Origin of the sequence: Staphylococcus sp. 2S1, assembly GCF_046721335.1 — a bacterium.
Lineage (GTDB): Bacteria > Bacillota > Bacilli > Staphylococcales > Staphylococcaceae > Staphylococcus > Staphylococcus equorum_A.
In genome coordinates, this window is sequence record NZ_JBEUUJ010000003.1 from 2,276,193 (window position 1) to 2,294,574 (window position 18,382).

The 18,382-nt window shown below is 33.5% G+C and carries 12 protein-coding genes and 7 pseudogenes; 1 reads left to right on the plus strand and 18 read right to left on the minus strand.

The annotated features are described in order from the left end of the window. Positions 1 to 135 precede the first annotated feature (135 nt). The 3 genes and pseudogenes from dnaG to ABLV90_RS11915 all read right to left on the minus strand — a co-directional run bounded on the left by dnaG (position 136) and on the right by ABLV90_RS11915 (position 3,427). A pseudogene (dnaG, locus tag ABLV90_RS11905) lies at positions 136 to 1,921 on the minus strand (DNA primase). Between the two features lie 43 nt (positions 1,922 to 1,964). Then, positions 1,965 to 2,789 (minus strand): pyruvate, water dikinase regulatory protein, encoded by an 825-nt coding sequence (locus ABLV90_RS11910; protein ID WP_046465445.1) that lies wholly within the window; start codon positions 2,787 to 2,789, stop codon positions 1,965 to 1,967. 14 nt (positions 2,790 to 2,803) lie between these two features. Next, positions 2,804 to 3,427: a helix-turn-helix transcriptional regulator gene (locus ABLV90_RS11915; RefSeq protein WP_460872882.1), complete on the minus strand. Its 624-nt coding sequence runs from the start codon at positions 3,425 to 3,427 to the stop codon at positions 2,804 to 2,806. A gap of 346 nt (positions 3,428 to 3,773) precedes the next feature. On the opposite strand from ABLV90_RS11915, the pseudogene ABLV90_RS11920 reads away from it, so the two are divergent. Beyond that, positions 3,774 to 5,166: pseudogene (locus ABLV90_RS11920) on the plus strand (glycine--tRNA ligase). A gap of 402 nt (positions 5,167 to 5,568) precedes the next feature. Here ABLV90_RS11920 and recO read toward each other — a convergent pair. From recO to grpE, 15 genes and pseudogenes are all read right to left on the minus strand, one after another. Then, on the minus strand, positions 5,569 to 6,327 hold the full coding sequence (gene recO / locus ABLV90_RS11925) for a DNA repair protein RecO (protein ID WP_427704346.1): 759 nt from the start codon (positions 6,325 to 6,327) through the stop codon (positions 5,569 to 5,571). Between the two features lie 21 nt (positions 6,328 to 6,348). Beyond that, a complete protein-coding gene (gene era / locus ABLV90_RS11930) occupies positions 6,349 to 7,248 on the minus strand; it encodes a GTPase Era (protein WP_002507481.1) in 900 nt (299 codons plus the stop codon). Then, positions 7,248 to 7,653 (minus strand): annotated as a pseudogene (cdd, locus tag ABLV90_RS11935) (cytidine deaminase). The gene era and the pseudogene cdd overlap by 1 nt, the downstream one beginning before the upstream one ends. A 119-nt stretch (positions 7,654 to 7,772) precedes the next feature. Further along, a complete protein-coding gene (locus ABLV90_RS11940) occupies positions 7,773 to 8,108 on the minus strand; it encodes a diacylglycerol kinase family protein (protein WP_069815488.1) in 336 nt (111 codons plus the stop codon). An 8-nt stretch (positions 8,109 to 8,116) separates the two neighbouring features. Beyond that, a pseudogene (gene ybeY / locus ABLV90_RS11945) lies at positions 8,117 to 8,579 on the minus strand (rRNA maturation RNase YbeY). Then, complete coding sequence (locus tag ABLV90_RS11950; RefSeq protein ID WP_460872684.1) at positions 8,580 to 9,527, minus strand: PhoH family protein; 948 nt, start codon at positions 9,525 to 9,527, stop codon at positions 8,580 to 8,582. Positions 9,528 to 9,880: 353 nt separating this feature from the next. Beyond that, on the minus strand, positions 9,881 to 10,552 hold the full coding sequence (locus ABLV90_RS11955) for a hypothetical protein (protein WP_427704345.1): 672 nt from the start codon (positions 10,550 to 10,552) through the stop codon (positions 9,881 to 9,883). Positions 10,553 to 10,566: 14 nt separating this feature from the next. Continuing rightward, positions 10,567 to 11,552: pseudogene (floA, locus tag ABLV90_RS11960) on the minus strand (flotillin-like protein FloA). Positions 11,553 to 11,564: 12 nt separating this feature from the next. After that, on the minus strand, positions 11,565 to 12,275 hold the full coding sequence (locus ABLV90_RS11965; RefSeq protein WP_285323259.1) for an NfeD family protein: 711 nt from the start codon (positions 12,273 to 12,275) through the stop codon (positions 11,565 to 11,567). Between the two features lie 243 nt (positions 12,276 to 12,518). Further along, positions 12,519 to 12,689, minus strand: coding sequence for a 30S ribosomal protein S21 (gene rpsU, locus ABLV90_RS11970; RefSeq protein ID WP_002507473.1), 171 nt, complete (start codon positions 12,687 to 12,689; stop codon positions 12,519 to 12,521). Between the two features lie 187 nt (positions 12,690 to 12,876). Then, positions 12,877 to 13,630, minus strand: a pseudogene (locus ABLV90_RS11975) (16S rRNA (uracil(1498)-N(3))-methyltransferase). Between the two features lie 2 nt (positions 13,631 to 13,632). Continuing rightward, a complete protein-coding gene (gene prmA, locus ABLV90_RS11980) occupies positions 13,633 to 14,571 on the minus strand; it encodes a 50S ribosomal protein L11 methyltransferase (protein ID WP_427704342.1) in 939 nt (312 codons plus the stop codon). 3 nt (positions 14,572 to 14,574) lie between these two features. Further along, positions 14,575 to 15,712, minus strand: a pseudogene (gene dnaJ, locus ABLV90_RS11985) (molecular chaperone DnaJ). 146 nt (positions 15,713 to 15,858) lie between these two features. Further along, entirely contained in the window at positions 15,859 to 17,703 is a 1,845-nt protein-coding gene (gene dnaK, locus ABLV90_RS11990; protein ID WP_460872685.1) for a molecular chaperone DnaK, read from the minus strand. 55 nt (positions 17,704 to 17,758) lie between these two features. After that, positions 17,759 to 18,373 (minus strand): nucleotide exchange factor GrpE, encoded by a 615-nt coding sequence (gene grpE, locus ABLV90_RS11995; protein WP_046465459.1) that lies wholly within the window; start codon positions 18,371 to 18,373, stop codon positions 17,759 to 17,761. Between the last annotated feature and the right edge of the window lie 9 nt (positions 18,374 to 18,382).

The window sequence follows — 18,382 nt, forward strand, 5'->3', positions numbered from 1 at the left end:
AAAGGCCTCCCGAATATATAATATCAACTTGATACCAAAATATTTTATAGTCAAAATTTATAAAACTGAATTAAAATAACATTCTAGTATACAGGCTGTTAATCCTATTAATATACACATACATTCATTATTGAATTAATTCATCCTATTTTTATTATGATTTACAATTTTTTCTAAATAATATTTTTGCAATTCTAAATCACCTAACCTCGAAGCCTCCCGTAGCTTATGATTAAGCGATTCTATCGTTTCTTCATTTCTATTAGATGTTAGTGTATTTACATAGTCATCAATTTCATATTCAAATGGTTCTTCATTTATCATATAGTTATCTAATGATATAAATGCTTCCTTGATTTCATTGGAATCAATGTACTGTAAAACGTCACTAATATTAAATGTATCATGCTCAGAGTAAAACTGGTGTAAAACATTAAATATACGCTTAAAATACTCATTTGTAAAGTCTTCTACTTGAAGTAATTTGTGATAATTCAAGAAAGTGTCTTTATCATTCATAAAATGTTTCAATAAAGCACGTTCTGCTTTTTCGTTTTTGTTTAAGTTATTAAATTGTGGGACTGTTGGTAATTGGTAAGCTTGAGGTTGATAATAATCTTGTTGGTGTCCTACTTCATTATTTAGACTATCCAAGCTAACTTTAAACAATTCCGATACTTCTTGCAATATCTTTTTACGAAGTATTGATGACTTCATGAGTGATATATCATTTGTTATCTCTTTTAAATATCTTTCATATGATAAATCATTATTGTCTATTTCATCTTGATGTATATGCACTTTATATAAAATATATGATTTCTTTTCATGTTCTACATAATAGTTAAATGCATCAGCGCCGTGTTTTCCAATATATTCATCTGGATCCATATCTTTTGGAAGTTGTACCACAAATACATTAAATCCTTGTTCCAATAACGCTTGACCTGATTTCAATGTTGCTTCACTACCTGCAAAGTCACCATCAAACATTAACGTTACATTAGATGTGAGTTTCTTAATGAAAGCAATATGTTCTTGTGAAATTTGTGTACCCATGCTAGCAACGACTTGTTTGATTCCGGCTTGGTCAACTTTAATGACATCCATAAATCCTTCTAATAAGATAATTTCATCATTTTTGCGTATCGATTTTCGCGCCTTATCAACATTGTATAACAACCTTCGTTTCTGGAAGATGGGCGTTTCAGGACTATTAAGATACTTTGGCTCTTGATTCGTATATGTTCTACCGGAATAACCCACTGTTCTACCTTGAGCGTTCATCAGTGGAAACATAACTCGATCTCGAAAGCGATCATAATAACTAAAATTCTCTTCATTTCTAGACAATAAACCCGCTTCATAGGCTAATTGAATGTCGTAACCTTTTTTTTGTAAAAAATCATGACAAAAGTGAGAATTCTTTGGTGCATAGCCAATTTTTCTTGCATCAATTAATGCATCTGTAAATCCACGTTCTTTTAAATAAGTTAAAGTCTGCTTCACCTTCTACTGTTTTCTTCAATGCATAGTGATAATATTCTTGCATCAGTTCATGCATTTCAATCATTTGTAAATCTTCTGATGCAACCTGATGTTTATCATCTTGCCCTGAAGCACTTTGGTCAGTTTCAACTTCAATATTCACACGTTCACCTAATTCTTTTACTGCTTCTGTAAAAGAAATATCTTTTATTTCTTGAGTAAATTGAAAAACATTGCCACCTTTTTTACAACCAAAGCAATGACAAATTTGTTTGTCTTCTGACACTGTAAATGACGGTGTTTTTTCATCATGAAAAGGACACAAACCAATATAATTGCGTCCCTTTTTTTCTAATTTGACATACTCGCTTACTAAGTCGAGTATGTCAGTCTTATCTTTTATTTCATTTATTGTTGATTGTTCTATTCGCAACTTAATCACCTATTAGACATTAATTACAATATTATAGCTTTTTTCATTGGTTTTTGAAACTATTTTGCTCAATAATGCTAATAATATCATTTGCAGTTTCTTCTATCGCTTTATCAGAAACATCAATAACTGGACAACCTATCTTATCCACGAGTTCATGAAAGTAATTTAATTCTTCTTCAATACGCTGCTCAGTCGCATATCTTGCACTGTCACCTAAACCGAGTTGTTTTAAACGTTCTTTACGAATACGGTTTAGTTTTTCTTCACTTATTTTTAAAGCAATGCATTTTGATGGATCAACGTTAAACAAATCATCCGGTGGTGTTACTTCTGGGACAATAGGTATATTCATCACCTTGTAACTTTTGTGTGCAAGATATTGTGATAGTGGGGTTTTTGAAGTTCTAGAGATTCCTAATAGCACGATATCTGCTTTTGTTAGTCCCTTAGGATCTTTGCCATCATCGTATTTTACAGCAAATTCAATTGCATCAATTTTTTTGAAATATGCCTCATCTAATTGATGTACTAGCCCTGGTTCAAAATAAGGCTGTTCATCAATTTTGTCTAAGAGGATATTCATGAGCGGACCCATAATATCTACGGATTTGATTGCATCCTCTTTGATTTTTGATTCCATATATTTTCTTATTTCAGGTTTAACTAGTGTATAGACAACAATAGCTTCTGTATCTTTAGCTACTTGGATAACTTCATCTACATTTTCTAAAGTTTCAATATACGGATATCTATTAATTTCACTATCGCATTGATTTGGATTAAATTGTGAAATACATGCTCTTGCCACAAGCTCAGCTGTTTCTCCTACCGAGTCCGATGCGACTATAATTTTTATATTTTCCATAAGTTAAATACCACCTATTCGTTTAATAATGATACAAAGATTTTTGTAATTGTAGTTTTTGATATACGTCCTTTGACTTCATATTTGCCATTTTCTTTTTTGATTACGATGGGTAGTGAATCAATTTCTTTTTCAATCATTAAATTGGTCGCAAAAACGACTCTTTCATCTTCAAGAATAAAGCTTAAGTTCGGCATGCGTGTCATAATAATATTTACAGGCATTGTGTGTATATCTTCACCAATCATAGATGCTCGTAGTAAATCCTTACGCGAACAAACACCAATAAAATCTCCATTACTATTGATTACGAATAACGTACTGACATCTTCTAAAAATATTGTACATATTGCATCATAAACTGACATCTCATTTTTAACCACAACAGGATGCGATGCATAATCTTTCACTATATATTGTTTTAATTGATCAGCTAGTAATTTATTCTTTGGCTTACCAGAATAATAATAACCTACACGTGGTCTAGCTTCTAAAATACCGGACATTGTTAAAATGGCTAAGTCAGGTCTTAATGTTGCACGTGTCAAACTAAGTCTTTCTGCTATATGCTCACCAGTTATAGGACCGTTGTTTTTGACAATTTCAACTATTTGCTGTTGTCTTTTACTTAGTTCTATTGTACTTCACCCCTTCACTCATTCTTCTTAATTATACATGGAATTTTTAATTGCTACAAATACATATAATTACTTGCTAATAAACGCACAATACATTAATATTAAAATTAAAGCGAGTTGGGGACAGTGAAAGCCTAACAAGACTCATTGGCCACAATTAAATGATAGATAAAAGCGAGTGTACACACTAAGTTGGGTGGAACCGCGGGTTATCAAGAATAATTTAAATAAACATGTATATTTTATATGTGATTAAAAATGATTAACTCGTCCCAAGACAATGATTAAGTTTTTTTGGCTTTTTCTTTGTCTTGGGGCGTTTTTATGTTAAAAAGGAGTGTTTTTTATGACAAAAGATATGGAAACAATTGTCTCATTAGCAAAACATAGAGGTTTTGTATTCCCTGGTAGTGATATTTATGGTGGTTTATCAAATACATGGGATTACGGTCCACTAGGAGTAGAATTAAAAAATAATATTAAAAAAGCTTGGTGGCAAAAATTCATCACTCAATCACCATATAACGTTGGTATTGATGCGACTATTTTAATGAACCCAAAAACTTGGGAAGCTTCAGGTCACTTAGGTAACTTTAACGATCCTATGATCGATAACAAAGACAGCAAGATTCGTTATCGTGCTGACAAAATTATCGAAGATCATATGGCAAATGTTAAAGGTGATGAAAACTTTGTAGCTGATGGCTTAAGTTTCGACGAAATGAAACGTATTATCGATGAAGAAGGTATTGTTTGTTCTGTAAGTGGTACAGCCAATTGGACTGATATTCGTCAATTCAACTTAATGTTTAAAACGTTCCAAGGCGTAACTGAAAGTTCAACAAATGAAATTTTCTTACGTCCAGAAACTGCACAAGGTATTTTCGTAAACTATAAAAATGTACAACGTACAATGCGTAAAAAATTACCATTTGGTATTGGTCAAGTTGGTAAATCATTCCGTAACGAAATTACACCTGGTAACTTCATATTCAGAACACGTGAATTCGAACAAATGGAATTAGAATTCTTCTGTAAGCCTGGTGAAGAAATTGAATGGTATAACTACTGGAAAACATTTGCAAGTCAATGGTTAAAAGACTTAAATTTAAGCGAAGAAGCTACACGTTTACGTGATCATGACGCTGATGAATTATCTCACTATTCTAATGCTACAACAGATATTGAATATCGTTTCCCATTCGGTTGGGGTGAATTATGGGGAATCGCAAGTCGTACAGACTTCGACTTGAAACAACACAGTGAACATTCAGGTGAAGATTTCCAATATCACGATCAAGAATCAGGCGAAAAATATATTCCATATTGTATCGAACCTTCATTAGGTGCTTGATCGTGTTACATTAGCTTTCTTATGTGATGCATATAGTGAGGAAGGCGTTGAAGGAAGTAAAGATTCTAGAACTGTATTACACTTCCACCCTGCTCTAGCACCATATAAAGCCGCTATCTTACCATTAAGCAAAAAATTATCTGGCGACGCTATCAAAATATTTGAAGAGCTAAGCGCTAACTTTGCAATAGATTTCGATGAATCACAATCTATTGGTAAACGCTACCGTCGTCAAGATGAAATCGGCACACCTTACTGTATTACTTTTGACTTTGATTCATTAGAAGATCAACAAGTTACAGTACGTGACCGTGATTCAATGGAACAAGTACGTATGCCAATTTCAGAATTAGAAGCTTTCTTAACTGAAAAAGTAAAATTCTAATTTTTAAATAAAATACACAGCTGTGATTTAGCAGATTGCTAATAACGTGATGAGGCTGAGACATAATACATGTCTCAGCCTCAATTTTTATATTGGCAGTGGTTGAATGAATTGAAGATGTGCTTATATCTAGATCTTAAAGAACTACAACTTCATTTATGAAGAGAATTGGTTCCTATGGAAAAGCTTCAGCACTTGTATTCAAATTTCCAAGCTACTTTGCCAAGTCGGGCTCATGACGAAATCTTGCTACAACAATTTAATTTTGTCGGCTGACTCCATCATTTTTCATCTATTCAAACAGCTGAAAACATATATTATTAATATAAAAAGAGTACACCTTGAAATTTATTTTCAAGGTGTACTCTTTTTTAAATTTACGTTCTTCTCGTACATAGATAATTACAGATTACTATCTAATCTATGTAGTTGGTTAATTAACTTTTGACTTTTAAAAAACATACCTGCATATTCGCTATAGAGCATAATCATTAACTCTGACATTTCATCTACTACATCATCATGAATACTCAAAGAACTCATTTGACTAATCGGCAATTTTTGCAATATATCCAATAGATAAAGTGTTTTATTCATTAAAATGAGTGCATGTGGATCTTGATGTCGCACATTCGCAGAAATAGCACCATCAAATTTAAAACTATAACCAATTAAACGAGATTGATCATTACTATCAGTAACTACACACTTGTCAAAAATTGCATTGAAGCCAAATTTTGTCATACATTTTAATAAAACAATGACTGACATGAGTTGGGCAGATACACCATCTTTAATTTTCGACAATACAAAATGTAATAAATCATAGCTATATTGAGAAATTTCATCACTTTCAATCGAGCGGTCAATTGTTTCTGCACTTAAACTGGCAAAGCTACTTTCATAAATATCTAAACGAAGGTTGTAATTTTGGTCTATTACATCGACAGAACTCAGTGTTCCCATACCCTTCCATTTAGAATAAATAAATAAGCCATACACAAATAACTGTGTATTAGCTTGTAAACCACTTTTGCTTTTTTTAGCTCTTCGCACCATTAGTGGTACTTTTGCACCATGCTCATTTAAAATTGTGATAATTTTATCGGATTCGCCATAATCAACCGTTTTAATAATAATACCTTTTTGTTTGATTAACACATTAGCTCACCGACTCCCAAATTAATCTCGATCTTCTAAATAACCCATTTGACGGATGAAGTTAACTTTATTTCGCCAATCTTTTTGGACTTTTACCCAAAGTTCTAAATAAACTTTAGATCCTAGTAACATTTCGATATCTTGGCGTGCACGTTTACCAACTTCTTTAAGTTTTTTACCGCCTTTACCAATAACAATACCTTTTTGTGAATCTCGTTCAACAAATATTGTTGCTTCAATTCGAACTCTGTCTTCATCTTCTTTAACCATGCGATCTACGTTTACACCAATGGCATGAGGGATTTCTTCACTTGTTAAATGTAAAATCTTTTCACGAATTAACTCGCCTACAACAAATTGTTCTGGATGATCAGAGATTTGATCATCTGGATAGTACTTAGGTCCTTCTGGTAGATAAGATTTTATTACATTTATAAAATGATCTACATTTAAGCCTTCCAGTGCTGAAATTGGTACAATTTCAGTGAAATCCATATATTTTTTGTATTTTTCAATTCTTGGCATAAGTTCATCTGGGTGTACTAAATCAATTTTATTTAATACTAAAAAGACAGGTGTTTTAATCGTTTTAAGCATATCCATAATATACTCATCACCACGACCTATATCTTCATTTACATTTACCATGAACATAATAGCATCTATTTCAGATAACGTGTTTGTAGCGACGCGCATCATGTAGTCGCCTAATTTATGTTTCGGTTTATGAATACCAGGTGTATCTAAGAAAATGATTTGAGCATCTTCTTGTGTCATAACGCCTTGAATTTTGTTTCTTGTAGTTTGTGCTTTATCAGACATAATAGCTATCTTATGTCCGATCACACGGTTAACAAACGTAGATTTCCCAACATTGGGTCTACCTATAATTGATATAAATCCTGATTTATGTCCTGTCATTAATTTAAATCCTTTCCAGAAAATCCTAATGGTAATAAGTCATTTACGGTTGATTCTATCATATCGCCTTTATGATTAGTCATATATACTGGCATATCGTCATCGCATAATTCTTTTAACACCTGACGACATTCACCACATGGTGAAGATGGCGCATCTGCATCAACAGTAACTGTAATTGATTCAAAATCACCTGGTCTATAACCATCTGATATTGCGGCAACCAAACTTGATCTCTCTGCACAAATTGCCATTGAGTATGCTTGCGTTTTCAACATTTGCTCCATGATAAACTTTACCGTCTTTCGTTCTTAAATATGCACCAACTTTAAAATTACTATATGGTGAATATGAATTGGCTTGAGCATTTCTTACTTCTGTAAAATAGTGTGATTGATAAGCCATAGCTAACACGCTCCTATTCAATATTAAGGGTTATTAAAAAAATCCACTTAATTATCGATTTAATGTTTAATTACTCTGTTCTTTAAGTATAAACAAATTCTATAAAATTGCACTACAATTTAGAACACATATGGTAAAAAAACAACGAGACCAATAGCAAGTGCAGTAATAGAAGCTAACACAACACTAAAAGCGGCGATATCTTTAGCCTTTTTTGCTAATATATGATAATCACCTGTAACTAAATCAACCACATATTCTACTGCTGTATTGATAGCTTCGAAAGCAAGTACAACACCTATCGCTATAATAATAAAAAGCCATTCTAATTGACTAATACCAAAAGCAATACCACAAATAACAGTGGCAAGCCCTAATAAAAGATGCATTAAAAATTTGCTGTCTTTATTTAATAGTACTAACATACCTTGAAAAGCGTATTTAAAACGTTTCATGTCTACCTCTAATCTCTTGTTAAACCATAAGCATTTAGAATTTGATCTTGTCGCCCAAACATTTCTTTTTCGTCCTCTTCATCTATATGATCATAACCTAATAGATGTAAGAAACCATGGAGTGCAAGAAAGCCTAATTCTCTTTCAAAAGAATGACCGTAAGAATCGGCTTGTTCACTGAGCTACGTCAGTACAAATAATAATGTCGCCTAATACTCTTGGCATATCAAGTCCAATAATTTCTGGTTCATCTTCTTCTAAAGCAAATGAGATAACATCTGTTACTTTATCTTTATCACGATACATTTTATTAATTTCTTGAATTTCGGTTTTATCTACAAAAGTTACAGATAACTCGGCATCGCTATCAATTTGTTCTTGCTCTTTTGCAAAAGTGAGGAGTTTATCAATCTGAGTTAACCATTCACTTTTAACTATTTCAGTGTGATCACTAAAGTCTATTGTAAACATTTACTCTTCTCCTTCGTAACGGTCAATAATTTTACTTACTAATGGGTGACGTACAACATCACTTTGATCAAGATAATGTACGCTTAAGCCTTTAACTTCTTTTAATTTTTTAACTGCTTCTTTTAGACCACTTTTAACTCCTTTAGGTAAGTCTACTTGAGTTTGGTCTCCAGTAACTACCATTTTCGAATCAAAACCTAGTCGAGTTAAGAACATTTTCATTTGTGCTTGTGTTGTATTTTGTGCCTCATCTAAAATAACAAAAGCATCATCTAATGTTCTACCGCGCATATAAGCTAGGGGCGCAATTTCTATGATGCCTCTTTCTATAAAGCGCGCCGTTTGTTCTCTTCCTAAAACAGTATTTAAACCGTCATACAGAGGTCTTAAGTATGGATCAACCTTTTCCTTTAGATCTCCTGGCAAGAAGCCTAGTGACTCTCCTGCTTCCACTGCAGGTCTTGTTAGCACAATTCGTTTAACATTTCCTTTTCTTAACTGTTTCGCGACGTACACAACCGCTAAGAAGGTTTTTCCTGTACCAGCTGGTCCTACACCAAACACTAAATCATTATGATACATAGCATTTACATACATACGTTGACCCATGGTTTTTGCACGGATGGTCTTTCCGTATGCATCTTTAGTTATTTCTTCTTCATATAAATCTAATAAGTATTGAATCGTACCATTATTTGCCATTTTCACTGTTGCTTCAACATCTTTTGAAGAGATTGAAATACCTTGTTGAATGACTTTCAAAAGGTTAATGAGTACTGATTCTGCTTTTTTAACATGCTCTACTTGCTCTCCTTTTACAGAGATTTCTTGACCTCGAGCATGTACAATGACATCAAACCCTTCCTCAATTAATTTAAGGTGTTCATCGTTATTACCAATGAGCGCTTGAGCTTCATTGATGTCATCTATTTGAATAATTCCAGGCATATAGGTGCTCCTTTACAAATATATTCGTTTCATCTTATTTTATCCTATTAGATTTTAACTTACAAAAATTATTATCGTTCATTAAATTATTTTAAGCATTTAACAATTCAATCATATAATGATGATTACACCATCATTATATCACGAATTAACTATATATTATTTCAAAGAGTATTAAATAGAGGCTCATTTATCAAATTTTACATGATGTTTACATTCTTATTAGTCGTGAGCTATTAGTTTAATTTATTATGGTTATTTTTTCATTGAAATTATTGCAAATACACAAAAACGCCTTACAAAGTCATTATATATCGACTCCATAAGGCGTTTAATTTATAGACTATACTGCGCTATAATCTTTTGGGTTTTTCTAATATTTCCGACCAAATAATACCATTTACAACTTCATCTTCTGCAAACCTATATTTTTCATTAGTAACTGGACTCTGAATTGCCTGTGCATCCATTAACTGTTTTAAACGGAAACGTTTTGTTCTCTCAGATAAATATTTATCTGAAATAATAGCACGTGCTCTTCTTTCAGTTCTCTTCAGTTTTTTCTCGTTTTCACGATCAATTTCTGTACGCACATCTTGTAATTCGCCCATTAAATCTGCTTCAAGTTCTTTTTGCAGTTTATCCTCTTTTTGCTCTTGCGAACGTTTTAACTTTTCTGCTTCAGTCTCGTTGTCTGTACGCATTGTTCGAGTCGTTTGTTGAGGATTTGGCGTTTCCATTTTTTCAGCTCTAGTTTCAACTGGTCTTGCGGGTTCCGCACGCTTTTGCGGTTGTTGTTCAATATCTTTCCTCGTTGGTCCTTCATTCATTTGTTGTTCGATTTCTTTGAATGCTTTACCAATTTCATCAAGGAAACCGCCTCTTTTAGGTGGCTGATCATTTCGATTAGGTTGATTATTTATTGGTGGTTTTTGGTTTTTTCTATCTTTATGGCTATTATCGCTAATAGCGCTGACTATTGTAACAATCACAGATATTACAAAGATAATAATAGCTATATTCATTTAATCACCCCTAATTAATTTTCCGGTGATTCATCATCTTTTGGGTTCGTACGTTCGTTGATTGAGTTTCTCATGCCAGTATCAGCTTCAACATTTTTAAGGTTATAATAATCCTTAACGCCTAAGTTGCCAGAACGTAACGCTTCTGCCATAGCAAGTGGTACTTCTGCTTCTGCTTCAACAACTTTAGAACGCATTTCTTGAACTTTAGCTTTCATTTCTTGCTCTTGAGCTACAGCCATTGCTCTACGTTCTTCTGCTTTAGCTTGTGCAATGTTTTTGTCAGCAAGTGCTTGTTCAGTTTGTAAGTCTGCACCAATGTTTTTGCTGATATCAACGTCAGCAATATCGATTGATAAGATTTCAAATGCTGTACCAGAATCTAAACCTTTACTAAGTACTGTTTTAGAAATATTGTCTGGGTTTTCTAAAACTTGTGTATGGTGCTCACTAGAACCAATTGTTGATACGATACCTTCACCGACACGTGCAATAATTGTTTCTTCACCGAGCACCACCTACTAAACGAGCGATGTTAGCACGAACAGTAATACGCGCTTTAGCTTTTACTTCGATACCGTTCATCGCTACACCTGCGATAAATGGTGTTTCTATTACTTTTGGGTTAACTGACATTTGAACAGCCTCTAATACATCACGGCCAGCTAAATCAATAGTCGCTCCACGTTCAAATGGTAAGTTGATGTCGGCTCTTTGTGCTTGCAATGTTAGCATCAACAACACGGTCAACGTTTCCTCCTGCTAAGTAATGTGATTCAAGTTGGTTTGTTGTTAAATTCAAACCAGCTTTGTGTGCCTTAATTAATGGTGAAATAACTTTTCGTGGTGAAACTCTACGAAGTCTCATACCAACTAATGTTCCAATACCTACTTTAACGCCTGCGACTATTGCTGAAATCCATAATCCGACTGGAACAAATGAAAATAGTAATAATAAAGCTATTACTACTATGACGACGATAACAACTAATCCGATCATACTTTCTCTCCTTTATGATTCGTTTTCTCTAACAACAACTCTCGTACCTTCTACTTCTAAAATGGTTACTGCTTTATTTCGCAAAATAAATGATCCATCAGAAACTGCGTCGATACGTTCATTGTTGAGTGTAATGATTCCTGCTGGTCTTAAATCTGTTAATGTAGTAGCAGTAAGCCCAACTAAATGAGAGCGATCTTCATGTGAAGTGTAGCCTGCCTCTGCATTTGTAGAATCCTTCAAAACTACTTTATCTAAAAACGGTATCTTACGTTTGAAAATTTTCACTAGTACCACCCACTCTATGATTGATAATATCAATGCTACAACTACACTAGCAATCATATAAATTAAATTGTCACCTAAAGTAATAATACTAAAAATTATTAGCCCCATACCGATAATTCCGATAATCGCACCAACAACAAAAAGTTCTATTATTACCAATATGACACCGATTCCAAATAAGATGATTGAATACAAGTTGACATCGCCTTTTACAAAAAACCCTAAAAAGAGTATCAATAAGGCTAATGTGGCAACGATACCCACAATATTTATCTTATTAGAGTATAATTGATATAAAAATCCTAGGAAGATAATACAAGTTAAAATTAAAGCTCCAAACGGACTGACGATAACGCTTGCAACATTATCAATCCAATTTCCTTGTTCAACAAAGTTGACTGAAAATATTGTATGTATACTACTCGAAGGAATCACTCTATCACCTCGCTCTCAACTTGATTATACATGAAATGAATGTATGATTATAGCGTTTATAGCATAAATGTTAATTATATTAATTTTTTCAAATCATGAACCTGAATATATAAAAAAATAATAGTCTTAGTTGTTGAACAACTAAGACTATTACTATTTATAATTAATGTTGGTGTTGAGGGAGTCAACGACACAATTAATTATTAGAATATTCGTTTACGTGCAAGCTACCGTTAGTAAATACTATTTACGTTTACGCGCGGCTTCTGATTTTTTCTTACGTTTAACACTAGGTTTTTCGTAATATTCACGCTTACGAACTTCTTGAATTGTACCGCTTTTAGAAACTGTACGTTTGAAACGACGTAACGCATCTTCAAGTGATTCATTACTCTTAACTGTTGTTTTAGACATGTGTATTTCCCTCCCTCCAAATATCAACGAAACTTTATTATCATTTCATGGTTATGACCATGTATTAATCAGTATAATATATCTGATTAAAGCGGTCAATTAGTAAAATTTACAATTTTTTAATTTAAAGCAAAAATTTGTACTAAAATGTATACATTGTATTACTTAACACATGATTATTTTAACATTAATCTAATAAATCTTTTTCAAAACTTACAGCACTTAATACGTAAAGTGGTGCAGTTTCTGCTCTTAAAATTCTAGGACCTAGACCAATTTGATACGCCTTACCATCGAATAATGCTACTTCTTCTTCTGATAAGCCACCTTCTGGCCCAAATATAACTAACACACGAGCACCAGATTTCATTTCACGAACTACAGACTTAAAATTGTGCGTTTCACCTGTTTTAGCGAGCATCTTCATAAGCGATGAGTACATAATCGTATTCATCGATATGATTATAAACTACTTTTAAACTTGGTTCATAAGTTATGGACGGTATAGCTAAACGGTAGCTTTGCTCAGTTGCTTCTTTAATAATCTTTTGCCAGCGCTCTAATTTTTTAACAATCTTACTATCATTTAATTTAACCACTGAACGTTTCATACCAGCGACTATGAAATGATTAGCACCTAATTCTGTCGATTTTTGGAGCATCCATTCATATTTATCAGCTTTAATTAAACCACTACAAATCGTAATATGTTGAGGTAATTCAGTATCAATATCAATTTTTTCTACTAACGAAAGTTCAATACCTTCAGTAGCTATATCGATAATCTGACACTTATATACGTTCTGATCCACAAATGTAATAATTATTTTATCGCCAGTCTGATGACGCATCACATTGGATATATGGTGTATGTCACCTTTATCAGTAATGAAAAAACGCTGATTTACATCAGCGTTTTGGTCAATAAAGTATCTTTGCATCGTTATTCGCTCACTTTCTGTCCAACGATACAAACCCAACTGTTATCGTGATTAATAGAAACAATTTCAAAACCACTACGCTTCATATGATTTATAATAGATTCATGTTTTTCTTCTATAATACCAGAAGTTATAAAATAACCATCTTTATTTAAAACGTTATAAGCATCTTCGATCATTTCTTCAATAATATGAGCTAAAATATTGGCGACAACAACATCAAATTTTTCAGTTTCTTCTGTTAGTAAATTACCAGGAACAGCTTCAATTGCCTTAGCACAATTATTTTTCATGAAATTTTCTTTAGCAACTTTCACTGCCATTTCATCAACGTCTAATGCTTTAATACGTTTAACACCTAAAAGATGTGCGGCAATACTTAATATTCCTGAACCTGTACCAACATCTATAACTGAATCATTCGGCTTCACATAAGTTTCAATTGCTTTTAAACACATGCTCGTTGTAGGATGATCGCCTGTACCGAATGCCATACCTGGATCCAATTCTATGCACAACTCACTATCATCTTCTTTTTGATATGTTTCCCAACTAGGGACTATCGTAAATTGTTTTGATGCACGAAATGGATGAAAATAATTTTTCCATTCATTTTCCCAATCTTGTTCTTGAAGCATTTGTTCTTCGTAGTTAAAAATAGAGTTATCTAGAGATTCAACTTGCGAAATTTCATTTAAAAGCGCTTTTCTAAACGTTTCAGTATATTTCAGTTCATTGAAATACGCTTTTAGCCTGACCCCTTGTTTAGGGTAATCATTAGCATTAAGCGCATATAGCTCGCCATATTTATCCTCAAAGTCGTGATTTAAGTCATGAGAGTCCTCTATAACAACACCATTTGAACCAAAATTTTCCAATATATTAGTAATTATAGGCGTTACTTCATGATTAGCAATGATTGATATCTCGGTCCAATTCATATTCTAATCTCCTTTAAAGAATCTTTTAGCTTTGTCTCTAAAATTTGATGCTTGTTCAGAAATTTCTTCGCCATCAATTTCGGCAAATTCTCTTAATAATTCTTTTTGTCGATCACTCATTTTACTTGGTGTTACGACATTTATATTGATAAATAAGTCGCCATAGCCGTAGCCATGAACATTCTTAATTCCTTTTTCTTTTAGACGGAATTGTTTTCCAGTTTGCGTACCTGCTGGAATTGTTAACATCACGCTGCTGTTAAGCGTCGGCACTTTAACCTCGTCACCTAGTGATGCTTGAGCGATACTGATATCAAGTGAATAATAAATATCATCGCCATCTCTTTCAAATTTTTCTGAAGGTTTAACTCTAAATACAATATACAAATCACCTTGAGGTCCGCCATTTTCTCCAGGAGCACCTTCACCTGCTAATCTAATTTGTTGTTCATTATCTACACCTTCAGGTATTGTGACACTGATTTTAACATTTTTGTTCTCAGTACCTTTGCCCTTACATGTTGGACATGGTTCTTCAAACTCTTGTCCAGAACCACTACATACTGGACAAACTTTTTCAGTTCTAACTCTGCCAAGTATTGTATTTTGTTCTACAGACACATGTCCAAGCACCACTACAGTATTCGCAAGTTTTCTTTTTAGTACCTGGCTTAGCGCCCGCACCATCACAAGTGTGACAAGACACATCTTTACGGATTGAAATTTCTTTTTCACTACCGAAAACAGCTTCATCAAACGTAACTGTCATTGTATATTGTAAGTCATCGCCTTTTCTTGGGGCGTTAGGATCACGTTGTTGACGGCCGCCACCAAAGAATGAACTGAATATATCTTCGAAACCACCGCCACCAAATCCACTAAAGTCTTGGCCACCGAATCCTTGGCCGCCAAAGCCACCTTGAGGACCATCATGTCCAAATTGGTCATAATTTGCGCGTTTATTTTCATCGCTTAATGTTTCATAGGCTTCAGAGATTTCTTTAAACTTCTCATCAGAACCTTCTTCTTGATTAATATCCGGGTGATACTTCTTTGATAATTTACGATAAGCCTTTTTAATTTCATCTTTAGAAGCGCCTTTGCTGACACCTAAGACTTCATAATAATCTTTTTTGGCCACTAATATCTCTCCTTTTACTGTTTTATTAAATCATTTTTAAAAAAGGAAAAAGTCAAAGCCAATGTTCAATTGACTTTGACTTAATTTGGCTAAGCAATTGTGTCATATTTTTCTATTAATAACAATTAATTAGTCAATGACTATACTTATTTTTGGTTGTCTTGGTTGTCCTCATCTTTTACTTCTTTGAAATCAGCATCTTCAACATCACTATCTTGAGAAGCATTTGCTTCTTCACCTTGTGCTTGTTGTTGAGCTTGAGCGACTTGTTCATATACTTTTGTTGATAAGTCTTGAACTACTTTTTCTAACTCTTCTTTTTTAGCTTTGATATCTTCAATATCTTCGCCTTCAAGTGCTGATTTTAATGCTTCTTTCTTATCTTCAGCATTTTGTTTATCTTCTTCGCTGATGTTTTCACCTAAATCAGTGATCGTTTTTTCAACTTGGAATACTAAGCTGTCTGCTTCGTTTCTTGTATCACTTTCTTCGCGACGTTTTTGGTCAGCGTCAGCATTTTCTTCAGCGTCTTTAACCATACGATCGATTTCATCATCTGATAGTGAAGAGCTAGATTGGATTGTGATATTTTGCTCTTTATTTGTTCCCAAGTCCTTAGCAGTAACGTTTACAATACCATTTTTATCGATGTCGAAAGTAACTTCGATTTGAGGTACGCCACGTGGAGCTGCTGGAATGTCAGTTAATTGGAATCTACCAAGTGTTTTATTGTCTGATGCCATTGGACGTTCACCTTGTAACACGTGAATATCAACTGCTGGTTGGTTGTCTGCTGCTGTTGAGTAGACTTGTGATTTAGATGTTGGGATTGTCGTATTTCTTTCGATAAGTGTATTCATACGTCCGCCCATGATTTCAATACCTAATGATAATGGTGTAACGTCTAATAATACTACGTCTTTAACATCACCAGTGATTACGCCACCTTGAATCGCCGCACCCATAGCAACAACTTCATCAGGGTTAACGCCTTTATTAGGTTCTTTACCTACTTCTTTTTTAACAGCTTCTTGAACTGCTGGGATTCTTGTTGAACCACCAACTAAGATAACTTCATCAATTTCTGAACTTGATAAGCCTGCATCGCTCATTGCTTGGCGAGTTGGTACCATTGTTCTTCTGATTAAATCGTCAGCTAATTCTTCAAATTTAGCACGAGTTAAATTAATTTCTAAGTGTAATGGGCCATTTTCTCCAGCTGAAATAAATGGTAGTGAAATTTGAGTTTGAGAAACGCCAGATAAATCTTTTTTAGCTTTTTCAGCAGCGTCTTTAAGACGTTGTAAAGCCATTTTATCTTTTGATAAATCTACGCCGTTTTCTTTTTTGAATTCAGAAACTAAATAGTTAATGATTACTTCATCAAAGTCATCTCCGCCTAGTTTGTTGTCACCTGCAGTAGAAAGTACTTCGAATACGCCGTCACCTAATTCAAGGATTGAAACGTCAAAAGTACCGCCACCTAAGTCAAAAACTAATACTTTTTCTTCTTTTTCTGTTTTGTCTAAACCATATGCTAAAGCTGCTGCAGTTGGTTCGTTAATAATACGTTCTACTTCTAAACCAGCGATTTTACCAGCATCTTTAGTTGCTTGACGTTCACTGTCGTTGAAATATGCAGGAACAGTAATAACTGCTTTTTCTACTTTTTCACCAAGGTAATCTTCAGCTGTACCTTTAAGGTTTTGTAATACCATTGCTGAGATTTCTTGAGGTGTGTATGATTTACCTTCAACATCAACTTTGTAATTCGTACCCATATGACGTTTAATTGATTGAATTGTATTAGGGTTTGTGATTGCTTGACGTTTAGCAACTTCACCTACTTGAGTTTCATCATTTTTAAATGCAACTACTGATGGTGTAGTTCTTGCACCTTCAGGGTTTTGGATTACTTTTGGCTCATCGCCTTCTAAAATTGAAACACATGAATTTGTTGTACCTAAGTCAATACCTATTACTTTACTCATAAATAATTTCCTCCTGTTTGTTTATATAAATTGGTGTTTTCATCAATACTAAAACCTATTGATTTACTTTAACCATTGAAGGTCTTAATACACGTTCTTTTAGTTTATAACCTTTTTGTAGCTCTTGAGTGATTTCGCCTGATTCAAAATCAGGATTGTCATCTTGAACTACAGCTTGATGAATGTTCGGGTCAAATTGATGACCTTCTGTTTCAATTAATTCTAAACCATTTTCTTTTAATGCATTAATTAAACTTTCATGAATCATTTCCACACCTTTTTTAAGTGATTGGAATTGTTCATTTTCGCCTTCAATTTGTAACGCACGCTCAATGTTATCTATTGTTGGTAGAATATCATTAAGTACATCTTGCGCTTTATATGCTTTCATTGTTTGATTTTCTTTTTGGATTCTACGCTTATAATTTTCAAACTCTGCGTATAATCTTAAATACTTTTCTTCATTTTCTTGAACATCTTGTTTTAATTGTTGAATTTCTTCATCTTTAGGATCTACATTTTCTGTAGTTTCTTGTGAATCATCCTCCTGCAGATTATCTTGTGATGCTTCTGTAGTTTCATCAGTATTAACAGAAGATGTATTTTGCTCGTTATCAGTTACATCTTCATTTGCTTCTTGATCAAATACTGATTCATTTTTTTCTGTCATTTTCCGCCC

What these genes read in the sequence shown, in the direction of transcription:
- ABLV90_RS11940 (WP_069815488.1), bottom strand. Translation starts at nt 8,108, where the DNA reads ATGAAACGTTTTAAATACGCTTTTCAAGGTATGTTAGTACTATTAAAT.
- rpsU (WP_002507473.1), bottom strand. Translation starts at nt 12,689, where the DNA reads ATGTCTAAAACAACAGTTAAGAGTAATGAATCACTTGAAGATGCGTTA.
- ABLV90_RS11950 (WP_460872684.1), bottom strand. Translation starts at nt 9,527, where the DNA reads ATGCCTGGAATTATTCAAATAGATGACATCAATGAAGCTCAAGCGCTC.
- dnaK (WP_460872685.1), bottom strand. Translation starts at nt 17,703, where the DNA reads ATGAGTAAAGTAATAGGTATTGACTTAGGTACAACAAATTCATGTGTT.
- ABLV90_RS11910 (WP_046465445.1), bottom strand. Translation starts at nt 2,789, where the DNA reads ATGGAAAATATAAAAATTATAGTCGCATCGGACTCGGTAGGAGAAACA.
- prmA (WP_427704342.1), bottom strand. Translation starts at nt 14,571, where the DNA reads ATGAATTGGACCGAGATATCAATCATTGCTAATCATGAAGTAACGCCT.
- grpE (WP_046465459.1), bottom strand. Translation starts at nt 18,373, where the DNA reads ATGACAGAAAAAAATGAATCAGTATTTGATCAAGAAGCAAATGAAGAT.
- era (WP_002507481.1), bottom strand. Translation starts at nt 7,248, where the DNA reads ATGACAGGACATAAATCAGGATTTATATCAATTATAGGTAGACCCAAT.
- ABLV90_RS11955 (WP_427704345.1), bottom strand. Translation starts at nt 10,552, where the DNA reads ATGAATATAGCTATTATTATCTTTGTAATATCTGTGATTGTTACAATA.